The organism is Alistipes montrealensis (assembly GCF_018362775.1).
GTDB lineage: Bacteria > Bacteroidota > Bacteroidia > Bacteroidales > Rikenellaceae > Alistipes > Alistipes montrealensis.
In genome coordinates this window covers 116,472-136,346 of the sequence record NZ_JAGYXY010000005.1, presented here as the reverse complement: position 1 = coordinate 136,346, position 19,875 = coordinate 116,472, and the positions used below count along the sequence as shown (strand labels likewise).

General features: G+C 57.1%; 23 protein-coding genes and 1 tRNA gene. 13 read left to right on the top strand and 11 right to left on the bottom strand.

The genetic code is table 11. The features are described from left to right. The 5 genes from KG007_RS11370 to KG007_RS11350 all read left to right on the top strand — a co-directional run bounded on the left by KG007_RS11370 (window position 1) and on the right by KG007_RS11350 (window position 3,518). On the top strand, window positions 1-336 hold the full coding sequence (locus tag KG007_RS11370) for a 4Fe-4S dicluster domain-containing protein (protein WP_009596497.1): 336 nt from the start codon (window positions 1-3) through the stop codon (window positions 334-336). Window positions 337-338: 2 nt separating this feature from the next. Further along, complete coding sequence (locus tag KG007_RS11365; protein WP_213348961.1) at window positions 339-2,120, top strand: (Fe-S)-binding protein; 1,782 nt, start codon at window positions 339-341, stop codon at window positions 2,118-2,120. A 41-nt stretch (window positions 2,121-2,161) separates the two neighbouring features. Next, window positions 2,162-2,596, top strand: a complete 435-nt coding sequence (locus KG007_RS11360) for a hypothetical protein (RefSeq protein ID WP_213348959.1) — start codon at window positions 2,162-2,164, stop codon at window positions 2,594-2,596. 132 nt (window positions 2,597-2,728) lie between these two features. Then, window positions 2,729-2,804: transfer RNA gene (locus KG007_RS11355), tRNA-Met, on the top strand. Window positions 2,805-2,846: 42 nt separating this feature from the next. Next, complete coding sequence (locus KG007_RS11350) at window positions 2,847-3,518, top strand: hypothetical protein (protein WP_213348958.1); 672 nt, start codon at window positions 2,847-2,849, stop codon at window positions 3,516-3,518. A 12-nt stretch (window positions 3,519-3,530) separates the two neighbouring features. Here the strand turns inward: KG007_RS11350 and KG007_RS11345 are convergent, their stop codons facing one another. Next, entirely contained in the window at window positions 3,531-4,037 is a 507-nt protein-coding gene (locus KG007_RS11345) for a DUF2867 domain-containing protein (RefSeq protein WP_213348956.1), read from the bottom strand. A gap of 158 nt (window positions 4,038-4,195) precedes the next feature. Between KG007_RS11345 and KG007_RS11340 the strand changes: the two genes are divergently transcribed. Then, window positions 4,196-4,357, top strand: a complete 162-nt coding sequence (locus tag KG007_RS11340; protein WP_195458668.1) for a hypothetical protein — start codon at window positions 4,196-4,198, stop codon at window positions 4,355-4,357. Between the two features lie 153 nt (window positions 4,358-4,510). Next, window positions 4,511-5,416 (top strand): PLP-dependent cysteine synthase family protein, encoded by a 906-nt coding sequence (locus tag KG007_RS11335; protein ID WP_213348954.1) that lies wholly within the window; start codon window positions 4,511-4,513, stop codon window positions 5,414-5,416. Between the two features lie 69 nt (window positions 5,417-5,485). Here the strand turns inward: KG007_RS11335 and KG007_RS11330 are convergent, their stop codons facing one another. Further along, window positions 5,486-7,552 (bottom strand): protein-disulfide reductase DsbD family protein, encoded by a 2,067-nt coding sequence (locus tag KG007_RS11330; RefSeq protein ID WP_213348952.1) that lies wholly within the window; start codon window positions 7,550-7,552, stop codon window positions 5,486-5,488. Between the two features lie 68 nt (window positions 7,553-7,620). Between KG007_RS11330 and KG007_RS11325 the strand changes: the two genes are divergently transcribed. Both KG007_RS11325 and KG007_RS11320 read left to right on the top strand, forming a co-directional pair. Then, window positions 7,621-8,532: a glycosyltransferase family 2 protein gene (locus tag KG007_RS11325; protein ID WP_213348950.1), complete on the top strand. Its 912-nt coding sequence runs from the start codon at window positions 7,621-7,623 to the stop codon at window positions 8,530-8,532. Then, window positions 8,529-9,026 (top strand): hypothetical protein, encoded by a 498-nt coding sequence (locus tag KG007_RS11320; protein WP_213348948.1) that lies wholly within the window; start codon window positions 8,529-8,531, stop codon window positions 9,024-9,026. Before KG007_RS11325 ends, KG007_RS11320 begins: the two co-directional genes overlap by 4 nt. A 58-nt stretch (window positions 9,027-9,084) precedes the next feature. On the opposite strand, the gene KG007_RS11315 is transcribed toward KG007_RS11320, so the two are convergent. From KG007_RS11315 to KG007_RS11285, 7 genes are all read right to left on the bottom strand, one after another. After that, window positions 9,085-10,086 carry an adenosine kinase gene (locus KG007_RS11315; RefSeq protein WP_195458664.1) on the bottom strand — a complete coding sequence of 334 codons (1,002 nt, stop codon included), beginning with the start codon at window positions 10,084-10,086 and terminating at the stop codon, window positions 9,085-9,087. Between the two features lie 25 nt (window positions 10,087-10,111). Then, window positions 10,112-11,092: a 6-phosphofructokinase gene (pfkA, locus tag KG007_RS11310; protein WP_195458663.1), complete on the bottom strand. Its 981-nt coding sequence runs from the start codon at window positions 11,090-11,092 to the stop codon at window positions 10,112-10,114. Between the two features lie 133 nt (window positions 11,093-11,225). Next, window positions 11,226-12,548 (bottom strand): PspC domain-containing protein, encoded by a 1,323-nt coding sequence (locus tag KG007_RS11305; RefSeq protein WP_213348946.1) that lies wholly within the window; start codon window positions 12,546-12,548, stop codon window positions 11,226-11,228. Between the two features lie 21 nt (window positions 12,549-12,569). Next, a complete protein-coding gene (locus KG007_RS11300) occupies window positions 12,570-13,367 on the bottom strand; it encodes a head GIN domain-containing protein (protein ID WP_213348944.1) in 798 nt (265 codons plus the stop codon). Window positions 13,368-13,385: 18 nt separating this feature from the next. Beyond that, window positions 13,386-13,727: a PadR family transcriptional regulator gene (locus KG007_RS11295; RefSeq protein ID WP_195458660.1), complete on the bottom strand. Its 342-nt coding sequence runs from the start codon at window positions 13,725-13,727 to the stop codon at window positions 13,386-13,388. A 4-nt stretch (window positions 13,728-13,731) separates the two neighbouring features. After that, the gene (locus tag KG007_RS11290) at window positions 13,732-13,941 is read right to left on the bottom strand and encodes a PspC domain-containing protein (protein ID WP_195458659.1); all 210 of its coding nucleotides are present in this window, start codon (window positions 13,939-13,941) and stop codon (window positions 13,732-13,734) included. A 3-nt stretch (window positions 13,942-13,944) separates the two neighbouring features. Then, a complete protein-coding gene (locus tag KG007_RS11285; protein ID WP_195458658.1) occupies window positions 13,945-14,484 on the bottom strand; it encodes a PspC domain-containing protein in 540 nt (179 codons plus the stop codon). 238 nt (window positions 14,485-14,722) lie between these two features. Here KG007_RS11285 and KG007_RS11280 point away from each other — a divergent pair, with 238 nt between their 5' ends. The 4 genes from KG007_RS11280 to KG007_RS11265 are packed head-to-tail and all read left to right on the top strand — an operon-like array spanning window position 14,723 to window position 16,984. Continuing rightward, on the top strand, window positions 14,723-15,241 hold the full coding sequence (locus tag KG007_RS11280; RefSeq protein WP_213348942.1) for an RNA polymerase sigma factor: 519 nt from the start codon (window positions 14,723-14,725) through the stop codon (window positions 15,239-15,241). Continuing rightward, window positions 15,216-15,638 carry a hypothetical protein gene (locus tag KG007_RS11275; RefSeq protein WP_213348940.1) on the top strand — a complete coding sequence of 141 codons (423 nt, stop codon included), beginning with the start codon at window positions 15,216-15,218 and terminating at the stop codon, window positions 15,636-15,638. The genes KG007_RS11280 and KG007_RS11275 overlap by 26 nt, the downstream gene beginning before the upstream one ends. A gap of 14 nt (window positions 15,639-15,652) precedes the next feature. Next, window positions 15,653-16,489 (top strand): outer membrane beta-barrel protein, encoded by an 837-nt coding sequence (locus KG007_RS11270; protein ID WP_213348938.1) that lies wholly within the window; start codon window positions 15,653-15,655, stop codon window positions 16,487-16,489. 12 nt (window positions 16,490-16,501) lie between these two features. Further along, window positions 16,502-16,984 (top strand): DUF4252 domain-containing protein, encoded by a 483-nt coding sequence (locus KG007_RS11265; RefSeq protein WP_195458654.1) that lies wholly within the window; start codon window positions 16,502-16,504, stop codon window positions 16,982-16,984. Between the two features lie 133 nt (window positions 16,985-17,117). Here KG007_RS11265 and KG007_RS11260 read toward each other — a convergent pair whose 3' ends face one another. Both KG007_RS11260 and KG007_RS11255 read right to left on the bottom strand, forming a co-directional pair. Further along, the gene (locus KG007_RS11260) at window positions 17,118-17,861 is read right to left on the bottom strand and encodes a succinate dehydrogenase/fumarate reductase iron-sulfur subunit (protein WP_213348936.1); all 744 of its coding nucleotides are present in this window, start codon (window positions 17,859-17,861) and stop codon (window positions 17,118-17,120) included. 38 nt (window positions 17,862-17,899) lie between these two features. Beyond that, window positions 17,900-19,846: a fumarate reductase/succinate dehydrogenase flavoprotein subunit gene (locus KG007_RS11255; protein ID WP_195458652.1), complete on the bottom strand. Its 1,947-nt coding sequence runs from the start codon at window positions 19,844-19,846 to the stop codon at window positions 17,900-17,902. Between the last annotated feature and the right edge of the window lie 29 nt (window positions 19,847-19,875).

The window sequence follows — 19,875 nt, the reverse complement described above, 5'->3', positions numbered from 1 at the left end:
ATGGCGGCAATCAATTTCGGATATACCATCTCGAAGCCCCGGGCCATCGACATCGACCGCAACAATCTGCGCAAGAGCGACGAGATTCTGCACGAGATGCCCGAGTTGCAGGCCTGCATCGGATGCGGGGCCTGTACGGCGGTCTGTACGGCGGGCAACCTCACGGAGTTCAACTTCCGCAAGGTGCACACGCTGGTGCGCCGCGGCGAATACCAGGGGGCCTACGAAGAGATGAACAAGTGCATGCTGTGCGGCAAATGCCGGCTGGTTTGCCCGCGCGGCATCAATACGCGCGGCGTGGTAATGCTTATCAAACGTAAACTGGGGGATTTCTGACGATGACTTTCTACGCACCATTCTGCATACCGTTCATAATCGGCGCCGCGGTGATGTTCGCCATCCTGGCGTGGAAGTGGGGTTCGTGGCTCTACCGCCTGCCCCGCGCCGATAAGAAACGCATCCTGTTCGGGCTGCCGACGCGCCACACCTTTGCGGCGGCGTGGGAGGTGGTGAGCGAATCGCTGCTCCACCGCCGCATCTTCAAGGTCAATCCGCTGCTGGGCTACATGCACATGTCGCTGGCCTTCGGTTGGTTCCTGCTGATTGCCGTGGGGTGGATCGAGACCATATCTTATCTCGGTTTCCGTTATGTGCCGTTGCAGGGGCACGTCTTTTTCAAGTATTTCGCTACGGGCCTGGAGCACAAACCCTTCTTCGATTTCGTGATGGACCTGCTGCTGCTGCTTGTCCTTTCGGGCGTGGCGCTGGCTTGGGGAAAGCGTTTCTATTCCCGGGCAATGGGTATGCGCCGCACAACGAAACATGTCCTGGGCGACAGGGTGGCTCTTTCGGCGCTGTGGTTCATATTTCCGGCGCGTCTGGTGGCTGAAAGCGCCACGTGCGCGCTCTACGGCGGCGGCGGATTCCTCACCGGAAGCCTCGGTTCATGGATGGCCGGGCATATCGGCGTGATGCCGCTGATGAACCTCGAAGCCGTGGCATGGTGGTTCTACTCGTCGTGTCTCGGGGTGTTCTTCGTGGCGCTGCCGTTCTCGCGTTACATGCATATTTTTACGGAGATACCCCTTATTTTCCTGCGCCATTACAAATTGCGCTCGGGTGAGAAGGAGTCCTCTTACGATAATTTCCAGGTCGAGGCCTGCTCGCGCTGCGGCATCTGCATCGACCCTTGCCAGTTGCAAAGCGTGCTCGGGATCAACGACGTGCAGTCGGTTTACTTCCTGCGCGACCGCCGCTACAACATGCTGCGCCTCCAGACGGCCGATAATTGCCTGATGTGCGGCCGCTGCGCCGAGAAATGTCCCGTCGACATCGACCTCAATACGCTCCGTATCAATTCGCGCGACAAGATGCGCAATGTCCCCGACGAACGCCGCTACGGCTATTTCAAGGGACTGGACCGTTCGCAGGGCGAAGGCAAGGTGGGGTACTTTGCAGGCTGCATGACCCTGCTGACTCCGCGTACGATGTCGGCGATGTCCACGATCTTCGAGGCTGCGGGCGAGGAGGTCTGGTGGGCCGACCGCGAAGGCGGTGTCTGCTGCGGCCGGCCGCTGAAACTTGCGGGCGAGACCGATTCGGCGCGCAAAATGATGAAATACAATGCCGAACTGTTCCGTAAGCACGGCATTACGACGCTCGTGACCTCGTGTCCGATCTGCCTCAAGGTTTTCCGCGGGGATTACGACCTGCCGGGTATCGAGGTCCTGCACCATTCGGAATACATCCTGCGGCTGATTCGCGCCGGGCGTCTTGCGCTGACGCACGGCACTACGCGTTTTACCTATCACGACCCTTGCGAACTGGGACGCGGCAGCGGCATCTACGACGAACCGCGTGCGGTGATCGAAGCCGTGGGTGAGTTGCTGGAACCCGCTTCGACGCGTGAGAATGCCCTTTGCTGCGGGTCCTCGGTGGCCAATACGGCTATTTCCGACGGTCAGCAGGTGCGGATTGCGCAGTCGGTCGCCGCGGAACTCGACGCTACGGGCGCCGAGGTGATCGTTACGGCCTGCCCGCTCTGCAAGAAGGCCATCGGCCGCGGCACGAAGGGTGAAATCCGCGACCTGGCGGAGATCGTCGCATCTAATATCTGCTGATTATGGGATGCTACAAGTATGGAAACTGCAACCTGAAGCGGATGGTCAATCTGGTTCGCTACGGAATACCGGCTTCATGGGCGGTATATTTGGCGGTCGATTATGTATATGCCGATTCCGATCGCAGTATCTTCCGTTTTTTTTCGCCGGAGATGCGCCCCTATTTGTTTGTGGTTTTCTGCGTAGTGGTTGCCGGTTTTGCCTATGCGGCATCCCGGAGGATGCTCGGCGGGCCGAAAATCGAGGGCGACATCCGGATCGAAGCAGGCCGGTTGCAGATGCATGTACAGCGCGGAAAACGGACGGAGCCGGTCGAGTTGGATATCCGGGAGGTTACGTTCGTTGAAAATGACGATGAACGGATGCTTGTCTCCTCGCCGGGAGGTGAATATATTTTCAATAGCAACGGATTCGTTTCCGGGGACGATTATCAGAAGTTCCGGATGGAAATGACGTGCGAGAAATATAAAAAATAATTTTTTTTGCGGCTGACAGCGAGACGGATAGGGTATGTTCGACAGGGTCCGGACCAGAAATATTTGCATAATCCGGATTTTTGCCTTATCTTTGCACACGCAAAAGCGATAGATCCTAATCTGAAGACATATCGCGGGATGGAGCAGTTGGCAGCTCGTCGGGCTCATAACCCGAAGGTCGGAGGTTCGAGTCCTCCTCCCGCTACCAAAGAGGTTCGATTATAGAACCTCTTTTTTTGTATATTTGTATATGAAAAAGATTCTAATAATTTTATTGTCGACTATGGGATTATTCGGGTGTATGCAGAAGAAATCTTCTGAAGAAAAATTTTGGGATTGGTTTTCTGATTACAGTCAAAAAATCTCGGCTGTCGAAGACTTGTCAGATGCACGACTGCATAAATTACTTGATCCATTGTCAAAATATCTCCATGATTATTGTGAGGGATTGGTTTTCGAAATAGGATATGACAAAGAGACGCGAACGTTCGAATTGGTTATATCCGCTGATGGTAATAAGGCGTTATTTCCGGCAGTCGAACGATTGGTTTATGCTGCACCTCCTGTCAGGCAATGGAAAATAACTGCATTCAGACAGCCGAAAGGCCGTAATTATACCATTGAATACAATGGTTATCATTTTGATTCCGATAAGGTATTCTTTATTCCGATAAACAATGCGGATAATTCAGTCCCGATAGATATTGAAGTGGTATATCCCGATTATAAGGAAGAGAACCGCAATACGTTTTTGGGAGGAACTTTTTTATTGCTTGATGCCTTGCTGGGTGAGAAATGTACAGAATTGGATCTCGCGTATATAAATGTTTCGAAACAACCCGATACTGTCGGGGATTGCAAATACTACTCATTGAGTATGCTTAAAAGCTATCTTGATTCCAGGAAGAAACAGATTGATTGAGATTTCTGATCCTCAATAAAAAGTTCCTTGCGCCCGCATCACCTGCCGGAACAAGGATTTCACGACGATGTTGTGGAACGGACGGATCAGGGTGAAGTAGGCGACACCTAGTTTGTTGTGATACCGGACCAGGGTACTCAGGCTGATGCAGCGGTCTTCGATATGGACCGAAAACCAGGCTTTGAGGTGTTTATCGTCGAGGGCGATGACTGTTTCGTGGGGTGTTTTCCCGACGACGGACATAAAGCGGTAACTTCCGCCGCTCCTGATGGTCGACTTTAATTCTTCGGAATCTCCGTCGTCTCCGGTTTTTAGGCCGAAGGGCCTGACCAGCAGGTCCCGGATTTTGAAGAGCAGTCGCAGCCAACCGGGTTTCGTTGTCCAGAATGCGCCCATCAGGTCGTCGGGGCTGGCCGTTATCGGTTCCGGAAGGCAGGTACGGAAACAGTCGCTGTAATTCACATCCCGGTATTGTGCGAGGATGGAGTCTGCGGGGAGTGTCGATTTTTCGATTTTCATGGGTTGCGTCGGATTTGTATAAAGATAGTGAAATTTTGCCGGCAGACAAATTGTTGCCGGGAGAACTGGCAGGAACAGCCTGTAAAAGGTCTGATAAAATTGCATGCTGCGGCGCACTATTTGCAGCAAAGGGGTTTGAAATGCATAATACGAAGCATATGAAAGAGGACAAAAACACTGTTTGTGACCCTTGTGAGCAGAATTTCGAACGTAACATCGACGAACTGGTCAGCGAGGGCAAGGCTCCTACGGCCAAAGAGCGCCAGCAAAAGGAGCGGGAGATCGAATCGGCGTTTGCCGGAACCGGGAAGGAGAAGTAATCCGCTCCTTTCGGGCATGTATGTACCGGACGCCTGCACATTCATTGTGCAGGCGTTTCGTTTATGCTGTGCATCGTAATGAGAGGATGCTCCGGGATTTTTCTGTTATTTCCGGAAAATGATTATCTTTACGCGGTTAAATGAGAGGCTATTATGGTTAAAAAAAATATTCTGGGGACCATCGGTACAACCCCGATGGTACGGATCAATCGGCTGTGCCCCAATCCGAAAGTTAAAATCTTTGCCAAACTCGAAGGCTTCAATCCTACGGGGAGCATCAAGGATCGCATTGCGCTCCGGATGATCGAAGCTGCCGAGCAGGATGGCCGCCTGACGCCCGGGAAGACCATCATCGAACCCACGTCGGGCAATACGGGCATCGGCCTGGCCATCGTGGGGATCGTCAAGGGTTATCCCGTGGAGATCGTGATGAGCGAGGCGGTGTCGATCGAACGGCGGAAGATTATCCGCTCCTACGGGGCGAAGGTGATCCTGACGCCTGCCGAGGAGGGGACCGACGGGGCAATACGTCTTGCGCGGAAGAAGGTGGCCGACGATCCCGACAACTATTTCATGCCCGACCAGTTTGCCAATGCCAGCAACTATCTGGCGCACTACCAGTCGACGGCACTGGAAATCTGGCAGCAGACGGGCGGTCATATCGATTACCTCGTGTGTGCCATCGGAACGTCGGGAACGCTGATGGGCCTTTCGCGCTTCCTCAAAGTGATGAAGCCCGACATCAAGGTCGTCTGCGCACAGCCGATCCGCGGCCACTACATCCAGGGACTCAAGAATATGGAGGAAGCCATCGTGCCCGATATCTACGATCCCTCGCAGATCGACGTGCAGGAGATGATCGAGAGCGAGGAGGCGATTGCCATGGCCCGGGAGATTATTAAGAAGGAGGCGATTTTCGCCGGCATGAGCAGCGGTGCTGCGATGTTGGCCGCCGTGCGTACGGCGCAGAAAATCGAGCAGGGCAACATCGTGGTAGTCTTCCCCGACCGGGCTGAAAAATACCTCAGCACGCGGATGTTCGACGAGTTTTCGGACTGATTCTGCCGGAATTGACGAAAAAGCCTGCGATCCATTGCGGTCGCAGGCTTTTTCGTGGAAAGAGGCTTCCTATTGCTGTTTGTTGTACGCTTCGACGCCGCTGCGGAGGAAATCGATGAATCCCTGTACGTTGAGGTCGTAGCCGCGGGGCGGCACGAGCTCTCTCCCGTTGCGGCCCTGCAATACGTAGTAGGGCTGGGCGTTGACCCCGAAAGTCTTCAGGGCGAAGTAGGAGTTGATCTTGCCGAGGCTTTTCAGCACTTTCCCCGAGTCGGTGGTTACCCAGTCGCTTTCGGGCAGCACCTTCTTGTCATCGGAGTAGAGCGCCACGATCACGTAGTCGTTCCGCAGGATGTCCAACACCTGCGGGTCGGACCATACGCGGGCCTCCATTTCGCGGCAGTTGACGCATCCGTGGCCCGTGAAGTCGATGAAGAGGGGTTTGCCGACCTTCGCGGCGTACGCCTCGGCTTCTTTCAGGTCGAAAAATCCTTCGAGGTTGTGCGGCAGGTGAAGGAAGTCGCTGTATTTGGGTTTCTTGCCGTCGACGGTCAGCAGCATGCGCGCATCGCCGCCCGGAGTTGTTGAGGCCGGACCCTCCTGTCCGAGTACGAAGTCCTGCGTGTGCAGGGGCGGCAGGTAGCCCGAAAGACCCTTGAGCGGGGCGCCCCACATGCCTGGGACGAGGTAGACGACGAACGAGAAGGTGATAATTGCCAGTGCCAGGCGGCCTACGCCGAGGTAGGGCATTTCGCTGTCATGGGCGAATTTGATTTTGCCGAGTAGATAGAGACCCAGCAGGGAGAAGGTCACGATCCATACGGCGAGGTAAATTTCGCGGTCGAGCAGTCCCCAGTGGTAGGTCTGGTCGGCGACCGAAAGGAATTTCATGCCCAGCGCAACTTCGATGAAACCCAGCACAACCTTCACCGAGTTGAGCCATCCGCCGCTCTTGGGCAGCTTCTTGAGCATCGAGGGGAAAATGGCGAAGATCGTGAACGGCAGCGCGAAGGCGATGGAGAAGGCCAGCATCGTGATGATCGGGGTCCAGAACTCCCCGGCGGTCGATTTGATCAGCACCGAGCCGACGATGGGGCCGGTGCACGAGAACGACACCAGCACGAGCGTCAGGGCCATGAAGAAGATGCCTGCAAGGCCCTTCGAGTCGGCTTTCGAGTCGGTTTTATTGACCATCCACGAAGGCATCGTGATCTCGAACGCCCCGAAGAACGACGCCGCGAAGACCATGAACACCAAAAAGAAGAGGATGTTCGGGAGCCAGTGTGTCGCCAGCCAGTTGAAAATATCCGCCGTCACGGTGTCGCCGCCAACGACGCGCGTAATCAGGATGATCGCGGCGATCGGCAGCGTGTAGAGGGCTACGATGAAGAATCCGTACATGCCGGCGCGGACGCGGCCCAGTGCGGGGCTTCCGGAGCCTTTCATGAAGAACGATACGGTCATCGGGACCATCGGGAAGACGCAGGGGGTAAGCAGCGCAGCAAAGCCCCAGAGAATGGCCTCGATGATCAGTCCCCACAGCGAACCTCCGCCTGCGGCGTCTTTCTGTGCGGGAACGATTTCAGCGGCCGGGGACACTGTTTTTCCGGCAGGAGTGCTCGTGCTCCCAGCCTGAGCTATTGTGTCCTCCGGAGTTGCCGAGGGCTGACTTGCGACCGTTGCGCCGGCGGGTATCGTGATCGTCAGCTCCGTGTCGTCGGGCGGCAGGCAGCTCGTGTCGTCGCAGATCATCCAGTCGATTCTGACTCCGACGTTCGCGGCTTGTGCCGTGAGTTTTACCTTCTGGGCGAAGCGGGCTTTTTTTGCGAAGGTCCCGATCTCCATTTCGAACGTCTTGTCGTAATGGCGCTCGGGCCGGGTCAGTTGTTCGACGCCTCCTTCGAGGACAGCGCCTTCGCCCGGGGTAAAGGAGAACTCCGTGGCGTTGGGACCGCCGTCGTAGGGGCCCATATCGTACATGTGGTAAGGGGCGGGAATAGCGGCTTCGAGCAAGATCCGGTAGCTGTCGCCGCCGAGATGTTCCACCGAATTTTTCCAGCTGACGCTCTGTGCCGAGGCGGTAGTGACGACCATCGCGGCAAGGGTCAGCATGAGGGTACGAATCAGTTTATACATTGTCGTATCGCTTTTATATTTCCAACAAATATACGGGTTTTTTACGGATAAATTGTTACATTCGCACGATGATTCGGATCTCGCTCGTCATTCCCACCCATAACCGTGCCGCACAACTCGTTGCCGCGCTCGAATCCGTCGTGCGGCAGGATTTGCCGCGTAAGGAGTGGGAGTGCGTCGTGGTGAGCAACAACTCCACGGACGATACCGAAGCGCGTTTCGCGGCCTTCGCCGCTGCGCACCCGGCATGCAGCCTGCGGCTTGTCGCGGAGAAGGGGCCCGGCGTGTCGTATGCCCGCAACCGCGGACTAAGGGAGGCGCAGGCGCCGCTGGTGGCTTTTATCGACGACGATGAACGGATCAACGCGGGTTTTCTCCGGGCTTACCTCGAATTCTTCGAGGCGCATCCCGAGGCCGTCGTGGCCGGGGGGCGGATCATCGCCGAATACCCGACGGGGCGTCCTGTGTGGATGTCGAAATACGTCGAGATGCCGATTGCCAATCCGATGGATTTCGGTCCCGAGGTGCGTCCGTTCCCTGCGGGACGGGTTCCGGGAGGCGGAAATATGGCTTTCCGGCGTGCGGGACTGGCCGGTTACGACGGTTTCGACCCTGCGCTGGGGCGCGTGAACGGCGAGTTGATCGGCGGCGAGGAGAACGATTTTTTCGAACGGCTCCTGCTTGGCGGCGAGACGATCTGGTATGTGCCGGGAGCGGTGATGTGGCACATCATCCCGCCCGCGAAGCTCAACGAGGCCTATTTCCGGCGGCTGAGCTACAATGTCGGTGTGAGCCAGCGGCTTCGGGCCGAAATTCACGGCCGGTTGCCGAAGACTTTCGTGCTGGAAATCGCCAAATGGGCGGCTACGCTCGTGCTCTGCTGTACGATGGCGCCCCGTAAATCGGTGTGGCTGCTGCGTATGCGCTGGGGGATCAGCCGGGGGCTGTTTGCGAGAATACAAAAAACGGAAGCATTATGAACGGATTGACAACGGGCCGGAAAATAGAACCGACCGATCTGTTTTTAGTCGTAATCGTCGTATTAGGGTGCGTTTTCTTTATTTATAGTCCGCTCGACAGGGCTTACGACAGTGCGCGTTTTATCCATCTGGTTGCTTATAAGCCATTGGAATATGCTTCCCGGGATGCTGTCTGGATGCTGTCGGGGATCGTCGGAGCCGTTTTAGTGCTAGCTTCGGCGAAGAGGGCTGTTTTGGGCTGGTCGTTGTTGCTGTTTTTTGCTTTGGGATTCCTTTTGTCGGCTTTGACGGAACTTCTGTTCGGTGTCATGTATGCACTGAATGCATATCTTTGGCTATCCCTGTTGTTGGTGTCCTTGGTTACGTTGATCGTATTTGTCTGTAAAAAAACGATTCCCGTGCAGGTGTATCCGATTCTGTTTCCGGGGTTGATCCTGCTCGTATTTCTGATCAACCTACTCTATATAAAGATAATTCCCGGATTCCTGTATTAGGATGAATAAATAAAAGCCGCAACTTCTTCCGAGGCTGCGGCTTTTGGATGGTATCCTGTCAGAATAGATATTTCTCGTTTTTGACTTTGTTTACCAACTGGTGGATGTCGGCCCAGGCCTCCTCGCCGAAGGTCGTGCCTACGACTTCGATCACCTTGCCGGCGGTGATGGCCCCGATCGTACCGCATTGGCGCAGCGAAAGCCCGTCGCAGAGCCCTGCCAGGAACCCGGCGGCATAGAAATCCCCGGCGCCCGTGGTGTCGACGCGTTTGGCGGCAGCCATGATGCCCACATGCACGACCTCTTCGCCCTGCTTGATCAGCGCGCCCTTCGTGCCGATCTTGACGATAGCGAGGTCGCACAGTTTCGAGATGGCCTGCAGGGCGTTCAGCGGTTCGGCTTCGCAGGTGAAGGTCTTGGCCTCGTCCTCGTTGGCGAAGACGATGTCGACGTATTCGCGCACCAGTTCGCGCAGGAATTCGAGGTTCTCGGCCACGATGTTGAAACTTGCCAGGTCGATAGCGACCTTCAGGCCGCATTTTTTGGCCGTACAGGCGGCCTTGAGGATCAGGTCGTGGTTCTGTACCAGGTAACCTTCGACGTAAAGACAGTCGTAACCCTCGAAGATCGACGGTTCGATCTCTTCGGCCGAAAGCTCCAGGGCAGCACCGAGGTAGGTGACCATCGTGCGTTCGCCGTCTGCGGAGATCAGCGATACGCATTTGCCCGAACGCTCTTTGCCCCGGAAGATAATCGGCTCGATGCCGAGGTTGTCCAGCGCCTGTACGAAGAAATCACCCGTAGTGTCGGGACCGACCTTGCCGATGAAACCGACGCTGCTGCCCAACTGCGCCATGGCGCGGATGGTGTTGCCGGCTGATCCTCCGAGCGACAGGGAGTAGGGGAGTCCGGCTACCGATTTCGAAATTTCGGTCTGGAGCCGGGTGTCCACGAGGCTCATCGAGCCTTTGGCTAATTTGAACCTTCCCAGTACGGAGTCGGTTTTCAGGTTGACCAGCATGTCGGTCAGGGCATTGCCGATGCCAATTACGCGTTTCATTCGCTTATGTTCGGGTTTTAGATGTCTATATCGAGAGGATTTTCACCAACTCCAGGGCGCCGCGGTCGATGCCCTTGTCGTGTTTCACGGCCTTGGCGAACGGAACATAGACGATCTTGCCGTTCATCGTGCCGATCATCACGTTGCGCTGTCCGTCGAGTATAGCTTCGATCGCCGCTTCGCCCATGCGCGAAGCAAGGATGCGGTCCACAGCCGTCGGCGAACCGCCGCGCTGAATGTGGCCCAGGATCGTCACGCGTGCGTCATACTGCGGGAACTCCTTTTTCACACGCTCGGCCAGTGCCGTGGCGCCGCCCGTCTTGGGATTCTCCGCGACGATCACGATCGCCGAGTTTTTGCTCTTGCGGAAGCCGTGGTTGATCAGTTCGGCCAGTTGGTCGACTTCAGTGTCCATCTCCGGGATGATCGCTGCCTCGGACCCTGTGGCGATGGCGCTGTTTAGCGCCAGGTAGCCGGCCGTGTGACCCATCACCTCGACGAAGAAAAGGCGTTCGTGGCTCGACGCCGTATCGCGCAGTTTGTCGACGGCCTCCACGATGGTGTTCAGCGCCGTGTCGTAGCCGATCGTCGAGTCCGTGCCGCCGAGGTCGTTGTCGATCGTTCCGGGAAGTCCCACGATCGGGACATTGTATTCTTCGGCGAAAAGTCCCGCGCCGGTCAGCGAGCCGTCGCCGCCGATCACCACCAGGGCGTCGATACCTGCGGCGACCATGTTGTCGTAAGCCGCCTTGCGGCCTTCGACGGTCTTGAACTCCTCGCTGCGGGCAGTCTTCAGGATCGTGCCGCCCAACTGGATGATGTTGCTTACGCTCTGCGATTTGAATTCAACGATCTCGTTGAATACCAAACCTTTGAAACCGCGCATGATGCCTTTTACGGTAAATCCGTTGTAGATTGCGCTGCGCGTTACCGCGCGGATTGCGGCATTCATGCCCGGTGCGTCGCCGCCCGATGTCAGAATGCCTATGCTTTTGATTCCGGCCATACTCTCATTTGTTAAAAACAAAACCGTTCAAAGGTAGTAATAATTTTAAAAATTTCAAAAATACGGGCGGCCCAAAAAGGATGCCGCCCGTACTTCGGTGAAAAAACTTTTTATTTCAACTTACGCTCATGGGTTATTCGTCGTTCTCGGTTTGCTCGCCGGTTTGGGCTTTCACCGTAACCGATGCCTCGTTCGCATCGTTCCGGGCCTGGACCGACACCTGTTTGCCGTCGGAGTTGACCCGCAGTTCGCCCTGCTTCTTGTCGATGGTGATGTCGATCGACTTCGAAGGTACGGAGATATGCAGCATCTTGCGCCCTTCCTCGATCACGCTTTCGTCGTCGTAATCCTCCAGCAGGCGTTCGAGGGTCGTGGTGTCGCCGTCGATGATGATTTCGCTTTTGAATATCTGTTCGATGGCATTGCGTTTTTTGCGGAATTTATCACCCACGTTTTCACGGATAGCGACGCACGAGACGGCGATGATCGAGGCCAGCCACAGCAGGAAGATCGCCAGCACGGTTTTACCGCCGGGTTTGCGCGAGGCGATCAGGCACATCAACACGTAAATCAGCAGAATGACGGGAATGAGTCCGGCCAGTATGCCCAGGCTCGCGGTCCAGATCGACATCGTGTTGCCGAAGACGGCGGGGGTGAAGAATCCCTCTCCGCCGACGATCAGGGCAAACATGCCGATGATCAGGGCGCAGGCCGCCATGATGAGCCCGAAGACGATGAACCCGGCGATGATTTTCAGCAGGATCAGCACCACTTTGCCGAAGACCGAGACGACCTCGGCGACGATTGGTTTGGCTTTAGAGTCGGGCTCGGCACAGGCCGTAGCCGTAGCGGTGGTTACCTCGCCGATGGACTGTGCGGTGATCTTCTCGCCGTTCATTTCGAGCTTCTGCCGCGCCGATCGGGCCGCCGGAACGGCGAACCACATGATGAAGTAGCAGATCAGGAAGATGCCGAACAGGTTGCCGAACATCGGACTGAACCAGTGCAGGAAGGGAATCCATCCGAAGCAGGTGAACAGCAGGGGCAGGAACAGCCCGAGCCGCACCCATACGGGGTCGATGTCGAAATATTTGCCGATGCCGGCGCAGACGCCGCCCAGCTTGGCGTTTTCCGTGTCGCGGTACAGGCGGCGCGGGATGCGCGGCGTGTCGCATTGCAGGTCGCGGTCGGTGCTCTGCTCGGATATGTCCTCGGCGGAGCCCATCTGCTGAATGATATTCAGGATCAGGGGCTGCTCCACGATGCGGGTGTTGTCCTGCGCCGAAAGAATCAGTTCGGCGATGCGTGCCTCGATGTCGGCGACGATTTCCGCGCCGTCGGCCGTATCTTTATAGGTCTTTTTCAGGCTGTCGAGATAGGCTTCGAGGGCTTCGTAGGCGTCGGTATCCATCGTGAACGCCACGCCCGAGATGCTGCATTTTTTAACCTCTTTCATGGTTGTCGGGTGTTTCGGGTGTTAGTTTTTACGGACGCTGCCGCCGCTCGATTTGCTCAGCGAGGTCTGGCAGTCGCCCGTGTAGCGGATCGACGACCCGCTCGATGCGCTGGCCGTGAGTTTGCCGCTGCAGTCGATCGTGACGCTCGCGGCGCTCGACGTGTCTATCGAGGCGTTGACGGCGGTGAATTTCGAAGCGTCGAGTTTCGATGCCGAGCTAAGGTCGGCCTTGAAATTCTCGGCCGAGCCGGTGAGTGTGATCTTCGAGGCGCTCGAAGCGTCGACCGTGCAGGTGACGGCCTTTACCTCCGCGCTGACTTTCGAAGCACTCGAGGAGCCGATGGAGCACGACGTAGCCTCCACCGAGGCCTTGATTTTGGCGGCGCTCGAAGCGTCGATCGAGAACTTGTCGGCCCGGAGCGTCGCATTGCTCGTGATCTTCGAAGCGCTCGATGCTTTGAGTGAGCGGATGTTTCCGCCGTTGGCCGGTACGGTTACCGTGACGCTGCCGTTCTGGATGTTGTTCACCTTTTTGTCGAGGGTCACTTCGAGGGTCTTGCCCCTGGTTTCGGCGACCACCAGGTCGATCAGGTTGTCGTCGGCCTCGATGCGGATGTCCGATGCCTCGGCCGAGATGACGACCTTCACGGCGCGCGATGCGTCGACGGCGTTGAAATCGGGTGCAGGAAGGGTTTTCGTGACGATATTGCCGCTGCCTTTGATGCTTTTACCCAGCATCGGCATTGCTACGCAGGCGACGTAGGCGGTTATGGAGAACATAGCTCCGATCAGGACGGCTATCAGAAGAATCTTTTTCATGGTTGTGTCTTTTATGGGTTAATTGTTTTCGCTTTTTCCGTGGCGGATGAGTTGGATTTGTCCGACGAGTTCATCCCAGGCTTCGTCGAGCGTCGTGAGGTACTCGCGGCCTTTGTCGGTGAGTGCGTAGTATTTGCGGGGCGGACCCTGCGGGGATTCCTCCCAGCGGTAGGTCAGCAGTCCGGCGTTTTTCTGCCGGGTGAGGATCGGGTAGAGCGTACCCTCGACTACGATCATCTCCGCCTGCTTGAGTTCGGCGATGATCTTCGGAGCATAGGAGTCCTCGCGGGAGAGAATGGCGAGGATGCAGTACTCCAGGATTCCTTTGCGCATCTGCGCTTTTACGTTGTCTTCAGCCATGGTGCTATGCGTTTAACCTTTTGGGGGCCTTGGGAACGATCAGCCAGAGGATGATGTATACCCAGAGCGAGAGACCTCCGAAGAAGATGAGGATCAGGGTTGCGATGCGTACGAGCGACGTGTCGAGTCCGAAGAATTCGGCCAGGCCGGCGCAGACGCCTGCGATAATGCTGTCTTGGGAGCGGAATAACCGTCTGTTTTCGTTCGTTGCCATAATTTATCGGTTTTTGTTGTTGATATTGAATTTTCGGGCCGGTTCCTCGGGGATGACGATCCAGAGAATGATGTAGGCCCAGATCGAAAGACCTCCGAAAAGAATCAGCAGCAGCATCAGGAGTCGGATCAGCGTCGGGTCGGCGTCGAAATAGTCGCCGAGTCCCCCGCAGATGCCGGCGATCGACCGGTCGGTGCGTGAACGGTAGAGTTTGCGCGGCGCCGGCTGGGCGGATGTGTCGCCGGCATCGGCCTTGTCGGTCTGCTGCGACGGCTCTGCGCCGCGCGGTTCGCCGAAATCGGCCGGGGAACCCATCTGGGCCATCGTCGCGCGGACCGTGTCGAGTGTAACGACCCGCATGGGCGATGCGACCTTCTCGCTGAAAATCTCCGCCACGCGGACTTCGATGTCGCCCATCGTCTCGGCGTCGCCCTCCGGCAGGCGCCGGCGTATGTCGTCGAAATAACTGCCCAGTACCCGGTAGGCGTCCTCGTCGAGGATGAATGCCATGGAGCCGATGTTCACGTTTACAGTCTGTTTCATAGTCGTAAAAGTATTGTCGCGGTTAATGTTTTGCGGGGTTTACTATTATTACAATGCAAATATAAAGCTAATTTTAATACTATGCAATACAAAGTACCTAATTTTTTGAAAATATTTTTGTACCTATATTTATACCGACGGATATTTCGGTCCCGGAACAGGCCATGCAACCCAAAAAATCACGATATTTGGCGTCGCAATGTTGCGTTTTGCTCCTTAGCTTCGTCTTACAGATACAATGAAGGAAATTGAATTCACCTCGCTTGTCCTGCCGTTGCGCGACCGTATGTTCCGTTACGCGCATAGTCTGCTGCTCTCATCGGCGGAGGCGGAGGACGCGGTGCACGACCTGCTGGAGCGGTTGTGGGCCGAGCGGACCCGGTTGGACGAATGCCGCAGCGTCGATTCCTTCGTGATGACCGCCGTGCGCAACCGCTGTTACGACCTGCTGCGCAGGCGGCAGGCCGATAGCCGGCGTGACGATGCGGTGGCGGGGTGGGTCGAGCGTTCCACGGCAGCGGAGGCCGAACGGTGGGAGATGCGTGAACTGGTGCGGCGGGCGATGACCTGTTTGCCCGAACGGCAGCGCGAGGTGCTCCACCTGAAGGACATCGAGGGGTATCCGACCCGCGAGATTGCCGGAATGGTAGGCTGTGACGAAGCGCAGGTGCGCGTGATCCTCTCCCGCGCCCGGAACTCTTTGAGGGAGGTATTGAAAAAAATGATGGACGATGAACGAACGACAAGAACGGATTGAACAACTGGCGGAGCGCTGGTTTGCAGCCGAGACGACCGATGCCGAGGAGCGTGAACTGCGCGACTGGTTGCGCCGGACGGAGGATTTGCCCGCTTCCCTGAGCGACGTGCGGGCGATGATCGTGGGCCTGGACACGCTGGCGGAAGAGCGCTTTCCCGCCGGGCGGAAAGTGCCCCTGCGCCGGCGGATGCCGCCGCTTTGGGGATTCGTGGCGGCAGCCGTTACGGTCCTCGGGCTTTTCGTTTGTGCGGAGTTGATGCGTAAGCCCTATTGCTACATCGACGGTGTAGCGGTCTACGACAAGGAAGCGGCCATGCAGGCGACCGTTTACCTCGAATCGTTTTCGGCGCTCGACGAGTCGGCCCGGATGGTCGACGAACTGATCAGGAACAATTAAAAACCAATATTGCCATGAATAAACGATTTGTTTTTACGGGTATTTTTATTTTGCTGGCGCTGTGTGCGTCGGCACAGGCGACGGATGTTCCGGCCGCGGACTCCCTCCGGCGGATCGGGGATGTCGATACCGGCCCGGTCACCATGCGCCGTGCCGCCGACGGAGAGGGGATGGTGCTCGAAGTGGCTGGTTTCGGCATCACGCTCGGGCAGGCCTCGGGGGGTGAAAAGCAGAAGGTGAAGGCGCTTCCGCGGGTCTGCGGTTCGTTTTTAAGCGGTGTCGAGATGGGTTTTAACTTCCTGACCGGCGCAGATTATGCGGGTTATCCGGCCGAAGCGGGGGATTTCCTCGATGTCAGGGGCGGCAATTCGTTCCACTTCGGCATTATGCCCGTCGGTTTGAGTGTGGCGCTGGATCGGAAGCGGCGGTTCGAGTTTTCGACCGGACTGCGCTACACGGTCGATAATTACCGGTTGTCCGACAACTCGATTACACTGGGCCGTGACGGAGGCATGGTCGTTCCGCTGCCGCTGGACGACAAGGTCGACAAGTCGAAATTCCGCATCACGTCGCTGGGATTTCCGTTGCAGTTCTCGTTCGATCCGGTCCGGCATCTGCGCGTCGCTGTCGTGGGGTATTGCGACTTCACGCTCGGGGCTAATGCCATCTATAAGAAGCCGAAGGAGAAGAACTCCCTTTCCGGCGTCAATCCCTTCCAGTTCGGGCTCGGGGGCTCGGTCTCCTACCGCGGGTTCGGCGTGTATGTCCGTTACGGTGTAACCTCGCTCTTCAAGAGCAGTGCGGGGCCCGTCTGCCATCCGGTGTCGTTCGGCGTTTGTGTTTTCATGTAAAACTGCGCGGCTATGAAACGATTGTTATTGATCCTGCTGATTACGTTGCCCCTGTTGGCGCGTGCGCAGAATGCCTCCTGGAAATTCTTCGACCGCTATGCCAAAGCCGAGGGATTTACCAGCGTGCAGCTCGAACGGAAAATGATGCGGATGATGGGCCGGGAAGCGGCCGAAAAAGGGGATGAGGGACTGGCCAAGTTGCTGGGCGGCATCGAATATATCCGCATCGTGGCTCTCGATGCGGGAGACGGCGGGCAGTTCGTCGCCGATGCGGAGAAGTTGGCAGCGACGCCGGAATATAAGTTCCAACTGGTGATGTCCGGGACCGAGGAGGGGCAGACTACGAAATTCTACATCCGCGAAGCGGAGTTTTACAATAATTCAGAGTTGTTGATGCTGACCTACGGTGCGAAAGAAACCGTCGCGGTAAATATTTACGGCCGGTTCGACCTCAAGCAGGTCGCGCGGCTCTCGACGATCAGGCCGAAGAAATAAGCGGACGGATTCGGTAAAAAGCCTGCAACATTGTGTTGCAGGCTTTTTTGTATGGGTTATATTTATATCAGCCGACACAAAAACGGCGGGAGCTGAACTCCCGCCGTTTTCTTCGGATCGTTTCCGGCTGTCGTTAGTCCTCGAACTTCGCCGAGAGGAACTCGCGGTTGAGCCGGGCGATATGCGCGATCGAGATCTGCTTGGGGCACTCGGCCTGGCAGGCTCCCGTGTTGGTGCAGTTGCCGAAGCCCAGTTCGTCCATCTTGGCGACCATCGCCTTGGCGCGGCGTGCTCCCCCCACGCGGCCCTGGGGCAGCTTGGCGAGCGACGACACGCGGGCAGCGACGAAGAGCATGGCCGAACCGTTCTTGCAGGTTGCGGCGCAGGCTCCGCAGCCTACGCAGGCAGCGGCGTCCATCGACTCCTCGGCGTCGGCCTGCGGAATCGGAATGGCGTTGGCGTCGGGAACCGAGTTCGTGCGTACCGAGATAAAACCTCCGGCCTGCAAAATCTGGTCGTAAGCCGAACGGTTCACCACGAGGTCCTTGATGACGGGGAATGCCGCCGAGCGCCACGGCTCGATGGTGATCGTAGCGCCGTCCTTGAACTTGCGCATGTAAATCTGGCAGGTCGTGGCGCCCTGGCTGGGGCCGTGCGCCTGTCCGTCGATGTGCAGCGAGCACATGCCGCAGATACCTTCGCGGCAGTCGTGGTCGAATGCCACGGGTTCCTTGCCCTCGTGGATGAGGTTGTTGTTCAGGATGTCCAGCATCTCGAGGAACGAAGTGTCGGCCGAGATGTCCGTTACCTTGTAGCTCTCGAAAGCGCCTTTGGATTTAGCGTCCTTTTGACGCCATATCTTTAATGTAAAATTCATAGTTTCGATTCGATATTAAAGTTCAACGTCAAATGGCCTTAGTCTTTGTAGTTGCGCTGTGCAGGGTGTACGAACTCGAAGTTCAGCGGCTCTTTGGTCAGTTCCGGAGCCTCGTCCGCGCCCTTGTACTCCCATACGGCAGCATATACGAAGTTTTCGTCGTCACGCTTGGCCTCGCCCTCTTCGGTCTGGTGCTCCGTGCGGAAGTGACCGCCGCACGACTCCTCGCGGTTGAGTGCGTCGCGAGCCATCAGTTCGCCCAGTTCGAGGAAGTCGACCAGACGCAGCGCCTTTTCGAGTTCGACGTTGAAATCGTTCTCCTGGCCTACGACCTTCACGTCCTTCCAGAACTCCTTGCGCAGCGCCTGAATCTCGACGATGGCCTTTTCGAGCGACTCCTTCGTACGGGCCATGCCGACGTTTTCCCACATGATGTGGCCCAGCTTCTTGTGGATGTCGTCCACCGACTGCTTGCCGTTGATCGAAAGCAGTTTTGCGATCTTCTCCTTGACGCCCTTTTCGGCTTCGTCGAAGGCTTTGGTATCGGTCTTCACCTTCGGGGCCTGGATCTTCTTGGCCAGGTAGTCGCCGATGGTGTAGGGAAGTACGAAGTAGCCGTCTGCAAGACCCTGCATCAGGGCCGAAGCTCCCAGGCGGTTTGCACCGTGGTCCGAGAAGTTTGCCTCGCCGATGGCGTAGAGGCCCGGGATGGTGGTCATGAGGTTGTAGTCGACCCAGATACCGCCCATCGTGTAGTGCACGGCGGGGAAAATCTGCATCGGCTGCTCGTAGGGGCTCACGTCGGTGATCTCCTCGTACATGTCGAAGAGGTTGCCGTAACGCTGTTTGATGATGTCCTTGCCCAGACGCTCGATGGCGGTCTTGAAGTCGAGGAATACGGCCAGGCCGGTCTCGTTCACGCCGAAGCCTGCGTCGCAGCGCTCCTTGGCGGCGCGCGAAGCCACGTCGCGCGGCACGAGGTTACCGAAGGCCGGGTAACGGCGCTCCAGGTAGTAGTCGCGGTCCTCCTCGGCGATGTCCGAAGGCTTTTTGGCGCCCGAGCGGATAGCCTTTACGTCCTCGATCTTCTTGGGAACCCAGATGCGGCCGTCGTTACGCAGCGACTCCGACATCAGCGTCAGCTTCGACTGCTGGTCGCCGTGAACGGGGATACAGGTGGGGTGGATCTGCGTGAAGCAGGGGTTGGCAAAACCTGCACCCTTGCGGTAGCACTGGAATGCGGCCGAGCCGTTCGACGCCATGGCGTTGGTCGACAGGAAGAAGACGTTGCCGTAACCACCCGTGGCGATAACGACGGCGTGAGCGCCGTGGCGCTCGATCTCGCCCGTTACGAGGTTGCGGGCGATGATACCCTTGGCCTCGCCGTCCTCGATCACGATGTCTAGCATCTCGTGACGCGGGTAGCTCTTCACCGAACCGGCTGCGATCTCCTTGTTGAGGGCTGCATAGGCGCCCAGCAGAAGTTGCTGTCCTGTCTGGCCGCGGGCATAGAACGTACGCGATACCTGCGCGCCGCCGAACGAACGGTTAGCCAGCAGGCCGCCGTATTCGCGGGCGAAAGGAACGCCCTGGCCCACGCACTGATCGATGATCAGGTTGGCAACCTCGGCCAGACGGTAGACGTTGGCTTCGCGGGCGCGGTAGTCGCCGCCCTTGATCGTGTCGTAGAACAGGCGGTATACCGAGTCGTTGTCGTTCTGGTAGTTCTTGGCGGCGTTGATACCGCCCTGGGCTGCGATTGAGTGGGCGCGGCGGGGCGAATCCTGAATGCAGAATACTTTGACGTTGTAACCCAGTTCGCCGAGCGAAGCGGCTGCGGAAGCGCCTCCGAGACCCGTACCGATAATAATGATGTCGAGTTTGCGCTTGTTGGCGGGGCTTACGACTTTGATAGCTGTCTTATGGTTGCTCCACTTTTCGGCCAGAGCACCGGCAGGAATTTTAGCATCTAATTTTAAAGCCATATCGTTTGTGTGTTTATTATTCTACAATG

Coding starts and splice junctions, on each gene's coding strand:
- KG007_RS11370 (WP_009596497.1), top strand. CDS start 1: ATGGCGGCAATCAATTTCGGATATACCATCTCGAAGCCCCGGGCCATC.
- KG007_RS11365 (WP_213348961.1), top strand. CDS start 339: ATGACTTTCTACGCACCATTCTGCATACCGTTCATAATCGGCGCCGCG.
- KG007_RS11360 (WP_213348959.1), top strand. CDS start 2,162: ATGGTCAATCTGGTTCGCTACGGAATACCGGCTTCATGGGCGGTATAT.
- KG007_RS11350 (WP_213348958.1), top strand. CDS start 2,847: ATGAAAAAGATTCTAATAATTTTATTGTCGACTATGGGATTATTCGGG.
- KG007_RS11345 (WP_213348956.1), bottom strand. CDS start 4,037: ATGAAAATCGAAAAATCGACACTCCCCGCAGACTCCATCCTCGCACAA.
- KG007_RS11340 (WP_195458668.1), top strand. CDS start 4,196: ATGAAAGAGGACAAAAACACTGTTTGTGACCCTTGTGAGCAGAATTTC.
- KG007_RS11335 (WP_213348954.1), top strand. CDS start 4,511: ATGGTTAAAAAAAATATTCTGGGGACCATCGGTACAACCCCGATGGTA.
- KG007_RS11330 (WP_213348952.1), bottom strand. CDS start 7,552: ATGTATAAACTGATTCGTACCCTCATGCTGACCCTTGCCGCGATGGTC.
- KG007_RS11325 (WP_213348950.1), top strand. CDS start 7,621: ATGATTCGGATCTCGCTCGTCATTCCCACCCATAACCGTGCCGCACAA.
- KG007_RS11320 (WP_213348948.1), top strand. CDS start 8,529: ATGAACGGATTGACAACGGGCCGGAAAATAGAACCGACCGATCTGTTT.
- KG007_RS11315 (WP_195458664.1), bottom strand. CDS start 10,086: ATGAAACGCGTAATTGGCATCGGCAATGCCCTGACCGACATGCTGGTC.
- pfkA (WP_195458663.1), bottom strand. CDS start 11,092: ATGGCCGGAATCAAAAGCATAGGCATTCTGACATCGGGCGGCGACGCA.
- KG007_RS11305 (WP_213348946.1), bottom strand. CDS start 12,548: ATGAAAGAGGTTAAAAAATGCAGCATCTCGGGCGTGGCGTTCACGATG.
- KG007_RS11300 (WP_213348944.1), bottom strand. CDS start 13,367: ATGAAAAAGATTCTTCTGATAGCCGTCCTGATCGGAGCTATGTTCTCC.
- KG007_RS11295 (WP_195458660.1), bottom strand. CDS start 13,727: ATGGCTGAAGACAACGTAAAAGCGCAGATGCGCAAAGGAATCCTGGAG.
- KG007_RS11290 (WP_195458659.1), bottom strand. CDS start 13,941: ATGGCAACGAACGAAAACAGACGGTTATTCCGCTCCCAAGACAGCATT.
- KG007_RS11285 (WP_195458658.1), bottom strand. CDS start 14,484: ATGAAACAGACTGTAAACGTGAACATCGGCTCCATGGCATTCATCCTC.
- KG007_RS11280 (WP_213348942.1), top strand. CDS start 14,723: ATGAAGGAAATTGAATTCACCTCGCTTGTCCTGCCGTTGCGCGACCGT.
- KG007_RS11275 (WP_213348940.1), top strand. CDS start 15,216: ATGAACGAACGACAAGAACGGATTGAACAACTGGCGGAGCGCTGGTTT.
- KG007_RS11270 (WP_213348938.1), top strand. CDS start 15,653: ATGAATAAACGATTTGTTTTTACGGGTATTTTTATTTTGCTGGCGCTG.
- KG007_RS11265 (WP_195458654.1), top strand. CDS start 16,502: ATGAAACGATTGTTATTGATCCTGCTGATTACGTTGCCCCTGTTGGCG.
- KG007_RS11260 (WP_213348936.1), bottom strand. CDS start 17,861: ATGAATTTTACATTAAAGATATGGCGTCAAAAGGACGCTAAATCCAAA.
- KG007_RS11255 (WP_195458652.1), bottom strand. CDS start 19,846: ATGGCTTTAAAATTAGATGCTAAAATTCCTGCCGGTGCTCTGGCCGAA.